This window comes from Pseudomonas sp. NPDC089428 (genome assembly GCF_044749325.1).
In the GTDB taxonomy this organism is placed as follows: Bacteria; Pseudomonadota; Gammaproteobacteria; order Pseudomonadales; family Pseudomonadaceae; genus Aquipseudomonas.
Genome location: NZ_JBIVHT010000012.1, coordinates 120,608 through 138,243, shown reverse-complemented (window position 1 = coordinate 138,243; position 17,636 = coordinate 120,608). Strand labels below are relative to the sequence as shown.

The window sequence follows — 17,636 nt, the reverse complement described above, 5'->3', positions numbered from 1 at the left end:
GTCTTGCTCCTTGGTTGCACTAGAAGTTGGCGCCTACGCTGAACGCCACATAATCGCGGTCACCGCGGGTGCCGTAATCACCGTCGAGGTAATCGGTATAGGCCAGGCTGGCCCAGTACTGGCTGGCCAGGCTGACGTCCACGCCCAGGCTGATCGAGCGCGAGCCTTCGTTGAAAGCCGAGCCATCAGCGGGTGAGTAACCCTTGACGTCATGGGCCCAGGCCAGGTTGGGGCGGATGTCCAGGCCCTGGATCAGGTACGGGTAGCTCCAGGTCGCACGCAGCCGGTACCCCCAGGAAAAGGGCGTGACGAAACCCTCGCTGTTGCAGTCGCCCGGGCTTTTCGAGATCGCCAGGCACAGGCTGTTGTCGGCCAGTTCGCCATTGCCATAGGCCCCGGAGCGGCCATAACGCGGCCCAAAACGCCCCTCCAGGCCACCGACATAGGTGGCCCCCACCTCGCCCATCAGCAGCAACTGGTTGGCGCCCATGACCTGGCTGAACGCCTGTACGGCCGATACCTGGGCTTGGGTTACCTCCTTGCGCCGGTAACCGTCGAACAGCGTGTTGTCGGTCGCAGGGCGCAAGCCATCGGCGTTCAGCGGGCTGCGACCGGGGGCATTGAGCAACGACTGCAAGATGTCGTTGCCGTTGAGTTGCACCGGCATGTTCGGCCGGTAACTCAGCTCGCCTTGCACTGCGGCACCGTTGCGCAGGGTGGTGGCAAAGGTAAGCCCATACAGACGGATGTCTTCAGGGTATTGGGCTCGATACTGCGAAGTCCCCATGCGCAACGCGCCAGCCAGGGTCTGCCCGTTGCTGGAGGCCAGAAAGGCGCCGCAGTTGGCCAGCGCCACGCCGACATTGCCGCACAGTCCCCGGGCAAAACCACTGTTGGCATAGTAGGGGCTGCTGACCGTGCCCAGGTAGGGGGAGCGGCTGTGGTAATTGGCGGCGAACAGGCCGAACTCGGTATCCAGCGGTTCGACATACCAATGCAGCGACAAGCCCCATTGGCCACCGTTGCGCGCATCCTGGTCGGCGCCCCGGGGCACGCGCACGCCCTCCTCCGTGAGCGTCACACCGAAGGGGGCCAGGGCTTGCGAAACGGCCGGGTTGGTCACCATTTGCCCGCCGACATCCAGGCCCGTGCAACCTTCGGGCATGAAATCGTTGCCGGAAAAGAACGTGGCACAGTTGTCCAGCCGGGTCTGCTCCCAGTCCAACTGATAGAAGGCGTCGAACGACAGCGCCGGGTTCAGGTTCTGCGTGACATACACCAGGTTGACCGGCGCCAGGGCATCTTTCACCTCCGAACCGGGCCGGCGCAGGGCGGCCTGGTTGAAGGGGTTGATCACATTCAGCCCGCCCTGGATGAACAGACTTTCTCCCCAGTTGACCACCTGTTTGCCCAGGCGCAACGAGCCGGGCTCACCGTCGATGTCGTAGAGGGCATAGGCGAAGGCATCGAGCAACTCTGCGCCAGCGGTTTTCGCCGATTCCTGGCGGTTGTGGTCGTCGATGTCCACCGCCCGCTGGCTGTGGTCACGCTGCAGGGTGTCGTACCAGTAGGTACCGCGCAGGAACACACCGAGGTTGTCGCGGCGCAGCTCCAGGTCGTGGGTGCCTTTGAAGATTGCCGAGAACACATCGCCTGCCCGGTAGTTGCGCCGCCCGTCATTGCCGTTGGCGGCCTGTAACTGGTGGTTGTCCGGATTGGCCGTGCTGACGGCGGTACCGAACGACAGGGCTGAGTCGAAACGGCCCTGTACCGGACCAACATCGAATTGCACGCCGGCAACGGGGGTGGCAAGCAGGCAGCACAGTGCCGCCACCGGCGCACGGCGTCGGCAGAAAGAAAGGATTGCGCTCACGCTTAACCTCTTGTTGTTTTATTAGAGAGGGAAATGATGTATTCAGCGCGGACGCGCCGGCCGCCCAGGCCGGCGGTGTCGGTGATGACGAGTATCAGGCAGGTTGAACGGCCCTCACAAATAGCGTCTTCGGATCAATGCCATGCCACTTCGTTATGGCTCGTTGGCGATCAATCAGAGCACCTCGAACAAGGCCGCAGCCCCCATGCCTCCGCCGACACACATGCTCACCACCACATGGCGCACCTTGCGCCGGCGGCCTTCGAGCAAGGCATGCCCGACCATGCGCGCACCGCTCATGCCGTAGGGGTGGCCAATGGCGATGGCCCCACCGTTGACGTTGAGCCGTGCCGGGTCGATATCCAGGCGCTCAGCGCAGTAAAGCACCTGGCAGGCGAACGCTTCGTTGATCTCCCACAAACCGATGTCCTCGACCCGCAACCCGTGGCGCGCCAACAGGCGGGGTATTGCCAGTACCGGGCCAATGCCCATTTCCTCCGGGGCCAGGCCGACCACCGCCATGCCTCGGTACAGCCCCAGCGGTTGGCAACCCGAGCGGGCCGCCCGGGCACCGCTCATCAGCACACAGGCGCTGGCACCGTCAGACAATTGGCTGGCGTTTCCTGCGGTCACGCTGCCGCCGTTGAGCACCGGCTGCAATGCCTCAAGGTCCGCCAGCTGGGTCTGCGGGCGGTTTCCTTCATCCTGGGCCAGGTACACACGTTCGTAGGTCTGAATACCGGTGACCTTGTCCACGACCTTGCGCTGCGCCGTTACCGGCACGATTTCATCGGCGAACAGCCCGGCAGCCTGGGCGGCTGCCGTGCGCTGCTGCGACAGCAAGGCGTAACGGTCCTGCGCCTGGCGACCGATGCCATAACGTTCGGCGACAAGCTCGGCCGTTTGCAGCATGGGCATGTAGGCGTGCTCGCACATGCGCCGTACCGTGGCGTCCTGAGCGGCGTTGGCGGCCTGCATGTGGGCCTGCTGCACCAGGCTGATCTGCTCCTGCCCGGCGCCGACCACCACGTGCATACCCTCGCCGCGAATTTGCTGGGCGCCGATCGCAATGGCCATCAGCCCCGAAGCGCACTGCCGGTCGATGGTTTGCCCAGGCACCGACAGCGGCAGCCCGGCCGCCAGGGCCGAGAGGCGCGCCGGGTTGATCGCAGCAGTACCGCTTTGCATGGCGGTGCCCAGCACCAGGTCCTCGATTTCACCCGGTTCCACACCCGCGCGCTCGACTGCAGCGCGAATGGCGATGGCGCTCATGCTCGGTGTGGTGAGGTCGTTGAAAGCGCCGCGCCAAGCCTTGGCGATGGGCGTGCGCGCGGTGGAGACGATGACGGCGTCTTGCATGAAACGGCTCTCCTTGAGCAGTCAAAGCGACAGCAGGCGCTGGTAGGCGCTGCGCAGCCTGGCGGGAATGGCGACCGGGCGGTTATCGCGACGGTCGACGAAAACATGAATGAAACGGCCAGCCGCGCAGGCTTCAGGTTCGCCCTCGACGAACACGGCCAGGGCGTAGTGCACGGAACTGTTGCCCAGTCGCTCGACGGCTATGCCCACCTCAATGCGTTGCGGGAAGGCAACAGAGGCGAAATAGTCGCAGGCGGACCCGGCCACGTAGGCCACCACCGGGTCGCGGTGGATATCCAGGCCGGCATGCTCAATGAGCCAGGTATTCACGGCGCTGTCGAAAAAACCGTAATAGACGACGTTGTTCACATGCCCATACAGGTCGTTGTCGTGCCAGCGCGTGGTGATCGGCTGGAAATGGCGGTAGGCGCCGCGCAGCGGGCGCTCCCTGGCCATGTTCAGAACGCCGCCTGGTAGAGGGCCAGGGCATCGGCGAGGGTGACCTTGCGCGGGTTGTTGACCAGCAACCGTTGCTGTTGCAGGGCATCCTCGGCCAGCAGGGGCAGGCTGTGCCGTGGCACGCCCACATCACGCAGCCGGCTGGGCAGGCCGCAGCGTGGCGCCAGCTGCTCCAGCTCAGCGATAAATTGGCTGCACAGCTCATGGGGGTCGCCAGGCACCAACCGCTCGCCCAGCAATGCCGGCGCCAGCGCCGCGTAGTCCGCAAACGCCTCGCCACGGTTGAAGCGCATCACATGGGGCAATACCAGGGCGTTGGCCAGCCCGTGGGGCACGTGATAGCGCGCACCCAACGGGTAGGCCAGTGCATGCACCGCCGCCACCGGCGCGTTGGCAAATGCCTGACCGGCCAGGCAGGCGCCCAGCAGCATGGCCTGGCGCGCCGCCAGGTTGCCACCGTTGTGCACCGCCTGGTCGAGGTTGCCGGCCAGCAGCGCCAGCGCTTCACGGGCCAACAGGCTGGACAGCGGGTTGCGCTTGAACTGGCTGGTGGTGGCCTCGATGGCATGGACCATGGCATCGATACCCGTGGCTGCGGTGATCGCCGGGGGCAAACCCAAGGTGCGCTCGGCATCGAGCAGCGCCAGATCGGGCAACAGCAACGGTGAAATGACCGCCATCTTGGCCGCTTCGCCGGTGGTGATCACCGCGACGGGCGTTACCTCCGAGCCGGTCCCGGCGGTGGTTGGCACCTGGATCAGTGGCAGGCGCGCGCCCTTGGCCTGGTCGATGCCGTAAACAGCCTCCAGAGGCTGCTCGCACTCGGGGTGCGCCAGCAACGCCACCAGCTTGGCGACATCCATGGAGCTACCGCCACCAAAACCGACAATCAGCTCGGCGCCGATATGCCGAGCTCGGCCGACCGCCGCCAGTACGCAGGCATGGCTGGGGTCGGCATTGACTTCACTGAAGATCGCCACGCTCAGGTGCGCCTGGGTGAACCCCGGCAGCAGGTCATCGAGCATGCCCAGGTTGACGATGCCTGGGTCTGTAACGATCAGCACGCGGCGCACCCCGCGCTGCCGGCATAACTGCGCCAAGCGCCCGGCGGCGCCGGCTTCGCAGAGCAAGTGGGGGGTGGTGGCAAAACTGAATGGCTGCATGTTGGTGTTCCTCTTGTTCTTGTGGGTGAACAGCCGGCCCGGGTCAGAAGGCGAAGTGCGCTTCATCAAGGCTCATCAGGCACTGCGCGCCGCCACGCAACGCCTCACAGTGGGCACTCGCGCGCGGCAATACCCGCCGCCAGTAGAAGCTGGCAGCGTGCAACTTGGCCTGGTAGAAAGCGCTGTCTGCAGCGCCTGCCGCCAGCGCCGCGCTGGCACGCTCGGCAGCCCGCAGCCACAGCGCGGCCAGCAGCACGTAGCCTGAGTAGGCGAGAAAATCCACCGACACCGCGCCGATCTCCTGGGGGTCGCAGCGGCAGGCGTCAAGGATCTCAGCGCTGAGGTTGCGCCACTCCAGCAGCCGCTGGGTGACGGCGTGGGCCATGCCTGCCAGCGCGTCGGCGCGGCAACTGCGCGATGCTTCGAGCAGTTCATCGATGAGCAGGCGCAGCTGCTCGCCGCCGTCGCCGAGCAGCTTGCGGCGAACCAGGTCCAGGGCCTGAATGCCGTTGGTGCCCTCGTACAGCTGGGTGATACGGCTGTCGCGCATCAGTTGCTCCATGCCCCATTCACGGATGTAGCCATGCCCGCCATACAGCTGTACGCCCAGGCTGGCGACCTCCTGGCCGACATCGGTGAGAAACGCCTTGACGATGGGGATCAGCAACGCCGCCCGGCGCCCCGCGGCTGCCTGCATTTCAGGCTGCGCGGCGCCGTGTTCAAGGTCGAGGGCCTGCGCCGCGAAGGCGGCCAGCATGCGGCAGCCTTCGCTGAGGGTCTTTTGGGTCAACAGCATGCGCCGCACGTCCGGGTGGCAGATGATCGGGTCGGCACTGCGTTCGGGCGCCACCGGCCCTGCCAGGCTGCGTGACTGCAGGCGTTCACGGGCATAGGCCAGCCCCCCCTGAAAGGCCGCCTCGGCGATGCCCAGGCCCTGCAACCCAACCTGGAAACGTGCATCGTTCATCATGGTGAACATGCAGGCCAAACCCTGGTTGGCTTCCCCTACCAGCCAGCCACGAGCGCCATCGAAGTTCATCACGCAGGTCGCCGCGCCCTTGATGCCCATCTTGTGCTCGAGCGCACCACATTCGACGGCGTTGCGCGCCCCCAACCCACCGCCATCGACGCACTCGAACTTGGGCACCAGGAACAGGCTGATGCCACGCACGCCGGCCGGTGCATCGGGCAGGCGTGCCAGCACCAGGTGGACGATATTGTCGGTCAGGTCCTGGTCACCGCCGCTGATGAAGATCTTGCTGCCGCTGATGCGGTAGCTGCCATCGCCTTGCGGCTCGGCACGGGTACGCAGCAGCGCAAGGTCGGTGCCCGCCTGTGGCTCGGTCAGGCACATGGTGCCGGCCCATTCGCCACTCACCAGCTTGCCCAGGTAGTCGCGCTTGAGCGGCGCGCTGGCATGCCGGTGCAAAGCCAGCACGGCGCCCTCGGTCAGGCCTGAATAGATCCGAAACGACAGCGAGGCAGCCATCAGCATTTCGTGAAAGCAGGCCGACAGCATTTGCGGCAGGCCCTGGCCAGCATATTCCACCGGGCCGGTCATGCCGCCCCAGCCCTGCTCTACATAGTGCTGGTAGGCCTGGCGGAAACCGTCGGGTGTGTGCACGCTGCCCTGCTCCAGGCGGCAGCCTTGCTCATCGCCCTGGCGGTTCAGCGGCGCAACCACCTCGCCAGCAAAGCGTGCACCCTCTTGCAGAATACCGTCGATGGTTTCGCGGTCCAGTTCATTGCCCAGGCGCGCACAATGCGCCGTCACATCGAACAGTTCGTGCAGGACGAACTGCATGTCACGCAGGGGGGCTTGGTAGTTCATACGCGGCCCTCGCAAACATCACTCAACCGTTGGCCTGCGGCGGCCAGGCGCATCAGCAGCGCGGCCGGCCGCCAGTGCTCACCGAACAGGCCCTGCAAGCGCTCCAGACGCGCCAGCAGCAGGCCCAGCCCCTGCTGGTCGGCCCAGCGCATCGGCCCGCCGACGTGGGCCGGGAAACCGTAGCCATGCAGGTAGACTCGGTCGATGTCAGCGCTGCAGCTGGCCACCGATTCTTCAAGTATCTTTGCCCCTTCGTTGACCAGCGCCAGCAGGCAGCGCTCACGGATTTCCTCGTCGTCGATCTGGCGCCGACGCACGCCCAGGTCGTGGGCGACCTTGAGCACCAGTGCATCGACTTCGGGGTCGTGCACCGCATCACGGCTGCCAGGGGCATATCGGTAGTAACCCTGGCCGGCCTTCTGCCCGAAGCGCCCCAGCGCACACAGGCTATTGTCGACCTGGGCCAACGGCGCATCCATGCCTTTGCCAGCCAGCTGGCGCGCCCGCCACTCCAGGTCGATGCCGATCACGTCGTACATGCGAAACGGGCCCATGGCCATGCCGAACCTTTGCAACGCCTCATCCACCTGCTGCGGCGTGGCGCCCTCGAGCAGCAGCTTGCGCGCCTCGGCCACATAGCTGGCGAGCATGCGGTTGCCGATGAAGCCTGGGCAGTTGCCGGCCACCACCACTTCCTTGCCCATGCGTTGCCCCAGGGCCTTGGCCGCCTCCAGCACGGCAGGCGACGTGCGGCTGCCGCGCACCACCTCCAGCAACTTCATCACATGGGCGGGGCTGAAGAAGTGCAGGCCAAGCACCTGTTCAGGCCGACCGGTCACGGCGGCGATGGCGTCGATGTCCAGTGCCGAGGTGTTGCTGGCAAGGATGGCATCCGCCTTGAGTGTGCCGTCCAAGGTGCGAAAGATCTCCTGCTTGAGTGCAAGATTCTCGTACACCGCTTCGATCACCAGGTCCGCTTCGGCGAGTTCGGCATAGGCAGTGACCTGGCGCACGCGCGCCAGGCAGGCATCGGCCTCGGCCTGGTCGATGCGGCCCTTGGCCACCTGCTGCGCCCAGGTCTGCGCGATTACCGCCAGGCCGGCTTCTGTGGCACGCGGGTCGTTGTCCAGCCACGCCACGGGTACGCCTGCACGGGCCAGGCTGATGACGATGCCGCGGCCCATGGTGCCGGCGCCGATCACCGCCGCCTGCCGAACGTTGTAGGAAGTAATCACGGGTGACGCTCCTGAGTGCTGTTGTGAAGGCATTGCCCCCACCCTAGTCAGGCGCCTACTATTTTTGAAATTCTCATTTTCCATCCCATGTATTTCGCGCATGAATATAGCCAACTTTGATCTCAACCTGCTGCGCGTGCTGGACATGCTGTTGCGTGAACAGAACGTGTCCCGCGCCGCCGAGCGCCTGGCCCTGACCCAGCCGACCGTGAGCAATGCCTTGGCGCGCCTGCGTGACCTGCTGGGCGACCCGCTGCTGGTGCGCGTGGGCCGGCGCATGCGCCCCACCCCACGCGCCTTGGCCCTGGAAGGCCCGATCCGCGCGGCGTTGCAACAGATCGAGCAAACCCTCGGTGGCGGCGACCGTTTCGACCCGCAACTCAGCCACCGGCAACTGCGTATCGCCCTCACCGACTTTGCCGAACAGCTGTGCATGCCCAGGTTGCTGACCACCTTGCAAACCCAGGCCCCCCATTTGCGCGTAGACGTGCTGCACCTGGCGCCCAACCTGCCGGCCGAAGCCCTGGACCGCGGCGAGCTCGACCTGGTGCTGGGGCGCTTCGACGATGTGCCGGCGCGCTACGAGCGGCGCCACTGGCGCAGCGAAACCCTGCAAGTGGCGGTGCGCCAGGCGCACCCCGAGGTGAACGGTACGCTCGACCTGCAGGCCTTTCTTGGCCTGCGCCACCTGTGGGTGCACGGTGGCCAGACCCGGGGCATGGTCGACCAATGGCTGGCTGAACAGGGCCTGGCCCGGCGCATCGTCTATACCACGCCCAACTACCTGCAGGCCGCGCACCTGGCCGCAAGCTCCGATCTGTGCGTGGTGCTGCCCACCGCACTGGCCGGCCATTTCGCCCGGTTGCTGCCGCTGCAGGTGTTCGACCTGCCGTTCGCGCTGGAGCCGTTCCAGCTGGAACTGGTGTACCTTGCCCACCGCCAGCATGACCCGGCGCTGGCGTGGTTGGTCGCCCGCATCATGGACATCGGCGCTGGCTGATCCATCGCATTTGGGCATGGCTGGCCATGCAAGAGTGGTATTGGTTCGCCATTGACGTCTGTCCTTAGAGTGATCGCCCCCACAACAAGGACCACCCCATGCGCCTACGATCACTGCCCTGCCTGCTGGCCTTGGCCCTGCCCTTCGCGGTGCTGGCCGACGAGCCTGCCAAGGACGCCACCGACCTGACCCGCCAGAGCAACCAGCAATGGCTGCAGCGCCTGCCCTTCGCCGACCGCAGCGACTTCGACAACGCTCGCCGCGGCCTGCTGGAAGCCGCCGACAAGCCCGTGCTCAATGCCGAGGGCAAAACCGTCTGGGACCTGCAGCGCTATGCCTTCCTCAACGGCGAGGCGCCAGCCACGGTCAACCCGAGCCTTTGGCGTATCGCTCAGCTCAACACCATCGCCGGTTTGTTCAAGGTCACCGACGGTATCTATCAGGTGCGCGGCATGGACCTGGCCAACATGACCTTGATCGAAGGCGAGCATGGCCTGATCGTGATGGACCCGTTGCTGTCGGTGGAAACCGCCAGGGCCGGCCTGGCCATGTACTTCCGCCATCGCCCGCAGCGGCCGGTGGTGGCGGTGATCTATACCCACCCGCATGTCGATCATTTTGGCGGCGTGCGCGGGGTGATCGACGAGGCCGACGTCAAGGCCGGCAAGGTGCAGGTCATCGCCCCGCAGGGCTTCTTCGAGCACGCCATCAGCGAGAACGTGCTGGCTGGGCCGGCGATGAAGCGCCGGGCTCAATACATGTATGGCGCGCCTCTGCCACGCGGGCCGCGCGGCCAGGTGGATGCCGGCCTGGGCAAAGGCGTGCCGGCCAACGCCACGGTCAGCCTGATCGCGCCTACGCGGTTGATCGAGAAACCCTTCGAGACCCTGCGCATCGACGGCGTCGATATCGAGTTCCAGCTCACCCCTGGCACCGAGGCGCCCGCCGAGATGAACCTGTGGTTCCCCGGGTTCAAGGCCTTGTGCATGGCCGAAAACGCCTCCCACGTGCAGCACAACGTGCTGACCCTGCGCGGTGCCCAGGTGCGCGATGCCAAGGTGTGGGCGCACTACCTGGACCAGTCGCTGTTGCGCTATGGCGAGCAGGCCGAGGTGGTCTTCGCCCAGCACCACTGGCCGACCTGGGGCGGCGCGGCGATCCGCGAATACCTGGCCGATCAGCGCGACATGTACGCGTTCATCGACAGCCAGACACTGCGCCTGATCAACCGCGGGCTGGGCCCCACCGAGATTGCCGCAGAGCTGACCACACTGCCGCCACGGCTGGCCAGCAAGTGGTACAGCCGTGACTACTACGGCTCGCTCAGCCACAACGTGCGGGCGGTATACCAGCGCTACATGGGCTTCTACGACGGCAACCCGGCAACCCTCAACCCACTGCCACCGAGCGACGCCGGGGCACATTACGTCAAGGCCCTGGGCGGTGCCGAGCGGGTGCTGACGCTGGCGCGTGAGGCCTATGACAGCGGCGACTATCGCTGGGTCGCCGAGCTCACCCGGCACCTGGTTTTCGCCCAGCCCGACAACGGCGCGGCACGCGAGCTTCAGGCCGACGCTCTGGAACAACTGGGTTACCAGAGCGAGAACGCCACCTGGCGCAACGCCTACCTGACCGGCGCCCAGGAACTGCGCACGGGGGTAGCGCCGTCGGCCAGCAAGGGCGGCAGCGCCGATGACCTGGTGCGAGCCCTGACCCCATCGCTGTTCTTCGACTACCTCGGCGTGCGCGTGGACGCGGCCAAGGCCGCCGCGCAGGACCTGACCATCAACTGGCGGTTCACCGACTTGAACGAGGATTACGCCCTGACCCTGCGCAACGGTGTGCTCACCCACCGCGACCAGGCCCGCCATGCGCAGGCCGATGTCGAGGTGAAGATGAGCAAGGCCACCCTCGACCGCATCGCCCTGAAGCAGACCGGCTTTCTCAAGGAAGCGACCGTGGGTGATATCGACATCAGCGGCGAACGCCTGAAATTCATGCGCTTCATGGCCGGGCTGGACGAGCCGGACGGCCGCTTCAATATCGTCACGCCCTGAGCCACCGACACCGCTGCTCCAGCAGCAAGGCGACCGCTGTCAGCGCAGCCCCTGGCTGCGCAATGCGCCGGGTGAGAAGTACGAAGCGCTGGTGCGCACGTCGAAAGCGTACGGCCGTGGCTGCTCGTTGGTCAGGCCCGACAGCTGGTAGCGGCCACTGCGCAGGTCGTAGATCGCCTCCATGGCGTTGACCAGCGCCTGGCCGGTGACGTGGTAGTAGCTGTGGGCCTGGGCAGTGCGCCACAACTGCCCCTGACGGTCGAAGAAATCCGCCTCGACGATGGCCCAGCTGTCCTCGTCCAGGTAATAGCGGCGGCTGGCATAGATGTGCTCGGCGCCGGGCTTGAGGGTCCCTACCACTTCCCATACCCGGTGCAGCTCGTAGCGGGTCGGTTGCGGGTTGACATGGCCCGGCCCGATCAGCTCGGCATAACCGAGCAGGGGCGAAGCCAGCCGGTAGCTGTTGTAGGGCACGTGCAGGGCCTTCTTGCCCACCAGGGTCCATTGGTAGAGGTCCGGGGCCCCATTGAACATGTCGCGGCTGTCTGCGGTACGCAGGCCCGCCGAGCCCGGGGTGATGCTGTCATAGGCCAGCGCCGGAGCGCGCCGCACGCGGCGCTGGCTGCTGCTGTACAGCCACGACAGGCGCGGCTGCGCGACCTGGTCGAGGGTTTCGTGCAGCACCACGGCATCTCCCGCCAGGCGCGACGGTGCGGTCATGCGGTAGCTCAGGTAATACAGCACAGTGCCTGGCTCGCCGTCGTCCAGCACGTCGGGCCGGGCAAAGGTCTGCTGCAGGCTCATCGTCGCGAAGCGCCCGTCAGGGCGTGGGGTGATGCTGTCCGAGGCCAGGCTGAAGCTGCCGTTGCGTGGCCGGGTAAGGTGGTTCCACAGCACCTGCAAGCCATTGCCGGGCTGGGGGAAAGCCAGCACGCCGGCAAACCCCTGCACGCCGTTGCCGCCATTGACCAGACGGGCACTGGCGGCATTGCGCCGGGCCCACTCGCCGACCTGGGGCGGCACCGCGACACTGCGGTGCGACGGGTACACCGGCAGGTAGAACGATTGTGGGTAGCGCTGGATCAAGGCTATCTGCCCTGCGGTGAGCTGCGCCTGGTATTGCTTGTAGTTTTGCGCATTGATGACGTACAGCGGCTGCTCATCGGCATAGGGGTCCAACGGCGTGCCATTGACCGCAAGGGACACCTGCTCCGCCCGCAGGCCGCCGTTCCAGCCTGGAATGCGCCCGTCGCTGCTGGGCCCTCGCTCGGCCCCCACCGGCGTCAGGTAGGCAGGCAGCGGCTCGGCGCCAACATGCAGGGCCAGCAGGCTGGCGTTGACCAACAGGATGCTTCGCAGCAGGGCAAAAGGCTTCATCGGGCGTATTCTCTTGTTGTTCTGTCGTTCGACCAGGGCTTGCCTTGGCCAGCCCATTCAGGGGGATACTAGGAGCCGCGCTTCGAACCCCACAAATAACGTGTTCGGATACGTCCCATATCAGCTCGGCATACCCCTTGGAACCGCTCCGATGACCCTGAAACAGCTCCGCTACCTGATCGCCATCGTCGAAGCCGGCAGCTTCTCTTCTGCCTCGCGCCGCGCCTACATCGCCCAGCCAGCCCTGAGCAGGCAGATCAGCCTGCTGGAAAGCGAGCTGGAAATGCAGCTGCTCGATCGCCAGCACGACGGCATTGCCCTGACCGATGCAGGGCGCCAGCTTTACGAGGTGGCCCGCCAGGTGGTGCAGAAACTCGACTCGGTGAAGGACGAGCTGAAATCCAGCCGCGGCGACCCCAAGGGCCACGTGGCCATTTCCATCCCGGCCACCGCCGCCGACCTGCTGTTGCCGGAGATCGTCAGGCGCGCCGAACAACGCTTCCCGGGTGTGACCCTGACGGTGTGGGATGGCCTCAGCCGCGAAGGCGGCCAGGCTATCGAACTGGGCAAGGTGGACTTCGGCGTGGTGCCCAATGCCGAGGAACTCGACCATGTCGAGGCCGAGCCGATCTTCACCGAGGCGCTGTACTGGGTCGGTGCCGCAACGCCGGGGGCCCCCGACACCATCACCCTGGCCGAAGCCGCCGCCACCCGGCTGGTGCTGCCGCCGCGGGCCCTGCACCTGCGCCGCCGCATCGAGCAAGCCGCCATGGAGGCTGGCGTGCCGCTGGCAGCGACCTATGAGCAGCAATCGGCGCCCGGCATCGCCAGCCTGGTGCGTGCCGGGCTGGCGGCGACCATCAGCAACTGGCCGCCGCTGAGCGAACTGCTCGAACCCACCACAGCGCGGCGCATCGTCGAGCCGCGGATCAGCCGCACCATCACCTTGGCGCACTCCCGGCACAAGCCTCTTTCATTTGCCGCCGCGTGCCTGCGCGACCTGGTACGCGGCGTGCTGATCGACCTGGTCAACAGTGGCCGCTGGCGCGGCGAACTGATCGGCCGCGAGGCCGAGCCGCTGGAGTCCGTGCTGGGTGTTCAGCTGGCGGTCTGAGCGCGTGCCTGCTTGCCTCCTGCCACCGGCTCACCCAAGCGCTGCAGGGTGCGTTGCGGGTTCAAGGTGAGCAGCCCGACCAGCCCGGCCACCACCAGCACCACACCGCATACCAGGAACCCCTGGGCGTACCCCGCCGGGTGTTCGCTACCGGCGCCCTGCACGAGCACGCCAGTCACCACCGGCGCTGCCAACCCGGCCAGTGAAGCGATGCCGTTGCCCATGGCGAGAATGCCTCCGCGCTGGGCCGCTGGAGTGAACTCGGCGAGCATTGCCGGGCCCACCGAATACATGACCAAGGCCAGGCCACCGCTGAAGGTCAGCGCGGCGACCCGTACGCCAGTGCTCAACCCGGGCAGGATCAGCGACGCCGACAACAGCCCGCCCAGTATCAGGCACACCGAAACGAACACGCCACGTGCCACCCGCGAGGGCAGGCCACGGCGCATGAGGCGTTGGGAAAACCAGGCCAGCAGCAAGCTCAGCGGCGTGGTCACCACCACGAACATGACGAAGATGCGCCCGGTCTGCAGCGGGTCGATACCCAAGCCCACCTGCAGGTAACTGGGCACCCAGGTCAGGGTCAGGGCCAATGACCAGTTGGCGGCGAAGTGGCACAGGTAGTTGCCCAGCACACTGGGGTCACCCAGCAGCCTGCCATAGGGGATAGCCGGCTCATCAGCCTTGAGCTGGCTGGCGCGCAGGCGCTCGAGGGTGCCCTCCTGGCCCAGCCGCCACCACAGCAGGCACCAGACCAGGCCGATAACCGCAAGAATGATGAAATTGCTGCGCCAGCCATAATGCAGGCTGACCCAAGGGATCATCGCCCCGGCCACCAGCAAGCCCATCGCACTGCCAGCATGCAGCAGGGCCACAGGCAAGTTGCGCCGGTCGTTGGGGAACCACTTGTACAACGCATGGGTGGCAACCGGGGATGCCGGCCCCTCACCTATGCCCAGCAGCACGCGGCAGGCGACGATGGCCCACAGCGAAGTGGCAAACAGCATCGGCAGCTGGATCAGTGCCCAGAACAAGCCCATGCCCAGCAGCAAGGTGCGGGTGGGGCGGCGATTGGCCAGGAAGCCGCCGATCACGGCGGAGATGGCGAAGAACCAATGCAGAGCGCCGCCGATCAGGCCAAATTCGGTGGCGGTCAGGCCCAGCTCGGTGCTCATCGGCACCGCCACCAGGCCGATCACCACCTTGTCGAGAAAGTTGACCAGCATCAGCAGCGCCAGCAGCGCGGCCACCAGCCAGGCAGTTCGGGGGTTGGGCAGGGAAGGATCCGCAGTCATGGCAAGTACTCTTGTTATTGTTGTGAAGTGTTACGAAAAGGCCGCCTCAGCGGCGGCCCGTCGATCAACCGGGCATCAGTACCCCTTTGGCAATGGTGTTGCGCTGGATCTCGCTGGTGCCGGTGAGGATACGCATCATCCGTGTGGCACGGAAAATCCACTCCACCGGGTGCCCCTGCAGCAACCCCGCGCCACCATGCACCTGCACCGCCTTGTCGGCGATGCGGAAGGCGGCCTCGGAGACAAACAGCTTGCACATCGGCGCCTGGGTGCGGATATCGCCCCCGGCGTCGTTCACCTGGGCCGTGGCGTACACCATGCTGCGTGCTGCGTGCAGCTCGGTGGCCATGTCGGCGATCATGTGGTTGACCGCCTGGAACATGGCGATCGGCTGGCCAAACTGCTTGCGGCTGCGTGCATGGTCGATGGACAGGTTCAAGGCCAGGCCGGCCATCCCCAGCAGGGTCGGACAGTGCAGCAGGCGGTTGAGGGTGATGCGCCCCATCGCCAGCTTGAAGCCTTGCCCCTCCTCACCGATCAGGTTGGCCGCCGGCACCCGCACCTCATCGAGCAGGATATCGGCATGGGCACCGCCACCGGACATCACCGAGTAGTCGCCCTCGATGCGCACGCCTGCTGCCTTGAGGTCCACGAAAAATGCCGATATGCCCTGTGCGCCCTGGCCCGGCCCGGTCACCGCCAGCAGCACCGCCAGGTCGGCGTAGGTAGCACCGGAGATGTAACGCTTGCTGCCGCTGAGCACATAGTGATCACCGTCGCGGCGGGCCTGGGTGCGGATGGCGGTGGCATCCGAACCGGCCTCGGCTTCGGTCAGGGCAAAGCACACGGCCCGTTCGGCGCGGCACACCGGCTTGAGGAAAGCCTCGACCTGGTAGGGGCTGGCCACCTTGAACAGGTGGCCGACCCGGGGCGGCCCCGACAGCTCGCCCAGCACATGTGGCGCGAGCATCGAGCCAGTCAGCACCGTGGCCTCCTTCACCGCGCACAGGTCGGCCACGTTCAGCCCGGCGCCACCCATGCTTTCCGGCAGCATAACCGTGTACAGGCCTTGCTCGCTGGAACGCTTCCATACCTCTCGCAGCACCGCCTGCGGATGCGGCCGTGCCCAGTCCAGTTGAGCCTGCTGCTCCAGCGGGCGAACCTGGTCACGGACAAACCCCTCGATCGCTTCAATGATCTGTGCAGCCTTGGCACTCGGTTGATACATGGTGATACTCCCTGTTCAGATGCGACGTTCGCTGTGTTGCCAGTAGGTGTCCCGGACCAGGCGGCGCACCACCTTGCCATTTGGGTTTTTCGGCAGTTCGCTGACAAAGTCGACGCCGCGCGGCTTCTTGAACCCCGCCAGTGCACGGCCGCAACGTTCGATGAGCTCGTCGGCCTGCAACTGGGCGCCGGGCTTGAGCACCACCACCGCGCGCACCGCTTCGCCCCACTGCACATCGGGCACGCCGACCACCGCGACCTCGAACACTTCGGGGAAGCCGTAGATCACCTGCTCCACTTCGCTGGGGTAGACGTTGAAGCCACCGGAAATGATCATTTCCTTCTTGCGGTCGACAATGAACACGTACCCCTGGGCATCGACCTTCGCCAGGTCGCCGGTAAGGTAATAGCCGTCACGCATCACTTCGGCAGTGAGCGCCGGGGCCCGCCAGTAGCCCTGCATGATGTCCGGTCCCTTGACCACGATTTCGCCGACCTCGCCGGGTGCGACGTCCTCGAACGCCTCGTTGACCACCCGCAGGTCGGTCTCGAAATAGCAGCGCCCGCAGGAAGCCAGGCGCTGATAATCGCCGTCTTCCACCAGATGGTCCTGCTCGGTCAGTACCGTCACCAGCGAGCAGGTTTCGCCGGCGCCGTAACCCTGCGCGAGAATCGGCCCGAACAGTTCGATGGCTTTTTTCACCAGTGCCGGCGCCATCGGCGCGGCGCCGTACATGACCAGCTTCAGGCTCGACAGGTCGAAGCGCTCGACGCCGGGGTAATTGACCAGCCGGTTGATCATCGCCGGCACCAGGAACAGCCGCGTTACCCGTTCGCGCTGAATGGTTTCGAGCAACAGGCGGTCGTCGTAACGGTCGAGCAGCAGGTTGCACGCGCCCACCGCCAGCAGCGGCATGATCTGCATGCCACTGGCATGGGTGATGGGCCCGACGTGGGCCATGACGTCGCCCGGTTCCGAGCGCCGTGTGGGGCTGGCGATGCTCTTGCGCACCAGCGCCTTGCGGTTGCCGAACGACAGCATGGCGGCCTTGAGCACCCCCGAGCTGCCGGAGGTGTAGTGCAGCACGGCCAGTGCATCGTCGGCTGGGTCCAGGCCCAGGGGGGCGTCGTTGCCGCGTTCGAGCAGCGCGGCATAACCCACGTCACCGCCCTCGCCCTCCAGCACGATCAACAGGCGTAGCAGCGGCAACTCGGCACGCCGCGTCGCCAGCGCCTGGGCAAAGCGGGCGTCGGTGATCAGTGCGACGCTGCAGGAGTCTTCCAGCACCCGCACCACTTCATCCAGTGACAGCCGCGCATTGATCGGCACCTTGACCATCGCCGCCTTGTACAGCGCCACTTCGGCTTCTACCAACTCCACACGGTTGGCCGCGAGGATCGCCACATGCTCGCCGCTGGCCACGCCCAACGCGCCCAGCCCTGAGGCCAGGCGGTTGCTGCGGCGCTCCAGCTGGGCGTAGGTCACACGCGACTGGCTGTCTGCCACGGCGATGTGGTCCGGCCAGTAGCGGGCGCTTCGGGTAATGATCGTTCCAAGGTTCACGTTGTTGTTCTCGTCGACAGGAAGACTTCGACGATGCTAAACAGCCGTGCTCAGGCACATGAAATACAACATTCAGATGCCG

General features: G+C 66.0%; 13 protein-coding genes. 3 read left to right on the top strand and 10 right to left on the bottom strand.

From position 1 onward, the window contains the following. Window positions 1–19 precede the first annotated feature (19 nt). From ACIPZ5_RS20840 to ACIPZ5_RS20815, 6 genes are all read right to left on the bottom strand, one after another. Entirely contained in the window at window positions 20–1,873 is a 1,854-nt protein-coding gene (locus ACIPZ5_RS20840; RefSeq protein ID WP_400810359.1) for a DUF1302 domain-containing protein, read from the bottom strand. A gap of 174 nt (window positions 1,874–2,047) precedes the next feature. After that, window positions 2,048–3,232: an acetyl-CoA C-acyltransferase gene (locus tag ACIPZ5_RS20835; protein ID WP_400810357.1), complete on the bottom strand. Its 1,185-nt coding sequence runs from the start codon at window positions 3,230–3,232 to the stop codon at window positions 2,048–2,050. A gap of 21 nt (window positions 3,233–3,253) precedes the next feature. Next, the gene (locus ACIPZ5_RS20830; protein ID WP_261943551.1) at window positions 3,254–3,688 is read right to left on the bottom strand and encodes a thioesterase family protein; all 435 of its coding nucleotides are present in this window, start codon (window positions 3,686–3,688) and stop codon (window positions 3,254–3,256) included. Window positions 3,689–3,690: 2 nt separating this feature from the next. Continuing rightward, on the bottom strand, window positions 3,691–4,854 hold the full coding sequence (locus tag ACIPZ5_RS20825; RefSeq protein WP_261943550.1) for an iron-containing alcohol dehydrogenase: 1,164 nt from the start codon (window positions 4,852–4,854) through the stop codon (window positions 3,691–3,693). 43 nt (window positions 4,855–4,897) lie between these two features. Continuing rightward, window positions 4,898–6,685, bottom strand: a complete 1,788-nt coding sequence (locus ACIPZ5_RS20820; protein WP_400810354.1) for an acyl-CoA dehydrogenase C-terminal domain-containing protein — start codon at window positions 6,683–6,685, stop codon at window positions 4,898–4,900. Beyond that, entirely contained in the window at window positions 6,682–7,953 is a 1,272-nt protein-coding gene (locus ACIPZ5_RS20815) for a 3-hydroxyacyl-CoA dehydrogenase NAD-binding domain-containing protein (RefSeq protein ID WP_400810353.1), read from the bottom strand. Before ACIPZ5_RS20815 ends, ACIPZ5_RS20820 begins: the two co-directional genes overlap by 4 nt. A 67-nt stretch (window positions 7,954–8,020) precedes the next feature. Here ACIPZ5_RS20815 and ACIPZ5_RS20810 point away from each other — a divergent pair, with 67 nt between their 5' ends. After that, window positions 8,021–8,920 (top strand): LysR family transcriptional regulator, encoded by a 900-nt coding sequence (locus ACIPZ5_RS20810; RefSeq protein WP_261943547.1) that lies wholly within the window; start codon window positions 8,021–8,023, stop codon window positions 8,918–8,920. Window positions 8,921–9,018: 98 nt separating this feature from the next. After that, on the top strand, window positions 9,019–10,977 hold the full coding sequence (locus ACIPZ5_RS20805) for an alkyl/aryl-sulfatase (RefSeq protein WP_400810352.1): 1,959 nt from the start codon (window positions 9,019–9,021) through the stop codon (window positions 10,975–10,977). Window positions 10,978–11,016: 39 nt separating this feature from the next. Here the strand turns inward: ACIPZ5_RS20805 and ACIPZ5_RS20800 are convergent, their stop codons facing one another. After that, window positions 11,017–12,354 carry a DUF1329 domain-containing protein gene (locus tag ACIPZ5_RS20800; RefSeq protein WP_400810350.1) on the bottom strand — a complete coding sequence of 446 codons (1,338 nt, stop codon included), beginning with the start codon at window positions 12,352–12,354 and terminating at the stop codon, window positions 11,017–11,019. A gap of 151 nt (window positions 12,355–12,505) precedes the next feature. On the opposite strand from ACIPZ5_RS20800, the gene ACIPZ5_RS20795 reads away from it, so the two are divergent. Then, complete coding sequence (locus ACIPZ5_RS20795) at window positions 12,506–13,468, top strand: LysR family transcriptional regulator (RefSeq protein ID WP_261943544.1); 963 nt, start codon at window positions 12,506–12,508, stop codon at window positions 13,466–13,468. On the opposite strand, the gene ACIPZ5_RS20790 is transcribed toward ACIPZ5_RS20795, so the two are convergent. The 3 genes from ACIPZ5_RS20790 to ACIPZ5_RS20780 all read right to left on the bottom strand — a co-directional run bounded on the left by ACIPZ5_RS20790 (window position 13,453) and on the right by ACIPZ5_RS20780 (window position 17,554). After that, window positions 13,453–14,763 carry an MFS transporter gene (locus ACIPZ5_RS20790; RefSeq protein WP_343596444.1) on the bottom strand — a complete coding sequence of 437 codons (1,311 nt, stop codon included), beginning with the start codon at window positions 14,761–14,763 and terminating at the stop codon, window positions 13,453–13,455. The two genes, ACIPZ5_RS20795 and ACIPZ5_RS20790, sit on opposite strands and share 16 nt — an antisense overlap. 64 nt (window positions 14,764–14,827) lie before the next feature. After that, entirely contained in the window at window positions 14,828–15,991 is a 1,164-nt protein-coding gene (locus tag ACIPZ5_RS20785) for an acyl-CoA dehydrogenase family protein (protein ID WP_261943542.1), read from the bottom strand. A gap of 15 nt (window positions 15,992–16,006) precedes the next feature. After that, a complete protein-coding gene (locus tag ACIPZ5_RS20780) occupies window positions 16,007–17,554 on the bottom strand; it encodes an AMP-binding protein (RefSeq protein WP_400810349.1) in 1,548 nt (515 codons plus the stop codon). Window positions 17,555–17,636 lie beyond the last annotated feature (82 nt).

Excerpts from the sequence above, each read along its gene's own strand:
- ACIPZ5_RS20835 (WP_400810357.1), bottom strand. The coding sequence starts at position 3,232 with ATGCAAGACGCCGTCATCGTCTCCACCGCGCGCACGCCCATCGCCAAG.
- ACIPZ5_RS20830 (WP_261943551.1), bottom strand. The coding sequence starts at position 3,688 with ATGGCCAGGGAGCGCCCGCTGCGCGGCGCCTACCGCCATTTCCAGCCG.
- ACIPZ5_RS20825 (WP_261943550.1), bottom strand. The coding sequence starts at position 4,854 with ATGCAGCCATTCAGTTTTGCCACCACCCCCCACTTGCTCTGCGAAGCC.
- ACIPZ5_RS20820 (WP_400810354.1), bottom strand. The coding sequence starts at position 6,685 with ATGAACTACCAAGCCCCCCTGCGTGACATGCAGTTCGTCCTGCACGAA.
- ACIPZ5_RS20815 (WP_400810353.1), bottom strand. The coding sequence starts at position 7,953 with ATGCCTTCACAACAGCACTCAGGAGCGTCACCCGTGATTACTTCCTAC.
- ACIPZ5_RS20810 (WP_261943547.1), top strand. The coding sequence starts at position 8,021 with ATGAATATAGCCAACTTTGATCTCAACCTGCTGCGCGTGCTGGACATG.
- ACIPZ5_RS20805 (WP_400810352.1), top strand. The coding sequence starts at position 9,019 with ATGCGCCTACGATCACTGCCCTGCCTGCTGGCCTTGGCCCTGCCCTTC.
- ACIPZ5_RS20800 (WP_400810350.1), bottom strand. The coding sequence starts at position 12,354 with ATGAAGCCTTTTGCCCTGCTGCGAAGCATCCTGTTGGTCAACGCCAGC.
- ACIPZ5_RS20795 (WP_261943544.1), top strand. The coding sequence starts at position 12,506 with ATGACCCTGAAACAGCTCCGCTACCTGATCGCCATCGTCGAAGCCGGC.
- ACIPZ5_RS20790 (WP_343596444.1), bottom strand. The coding sequence starts at position 14,763 with ATGACTGCGGATCCTTCCCTGCCCAACCCCCGAACTGCCTGGCTGGTG.
- ACIPZ5_RS20785 (WP_261943542.1), bottom strand. The coding sequence starts at position 15,991 with ATGTATCAACCGAGTGCCAAGGCTGCACAGATCATTGAAGCGATCGAG.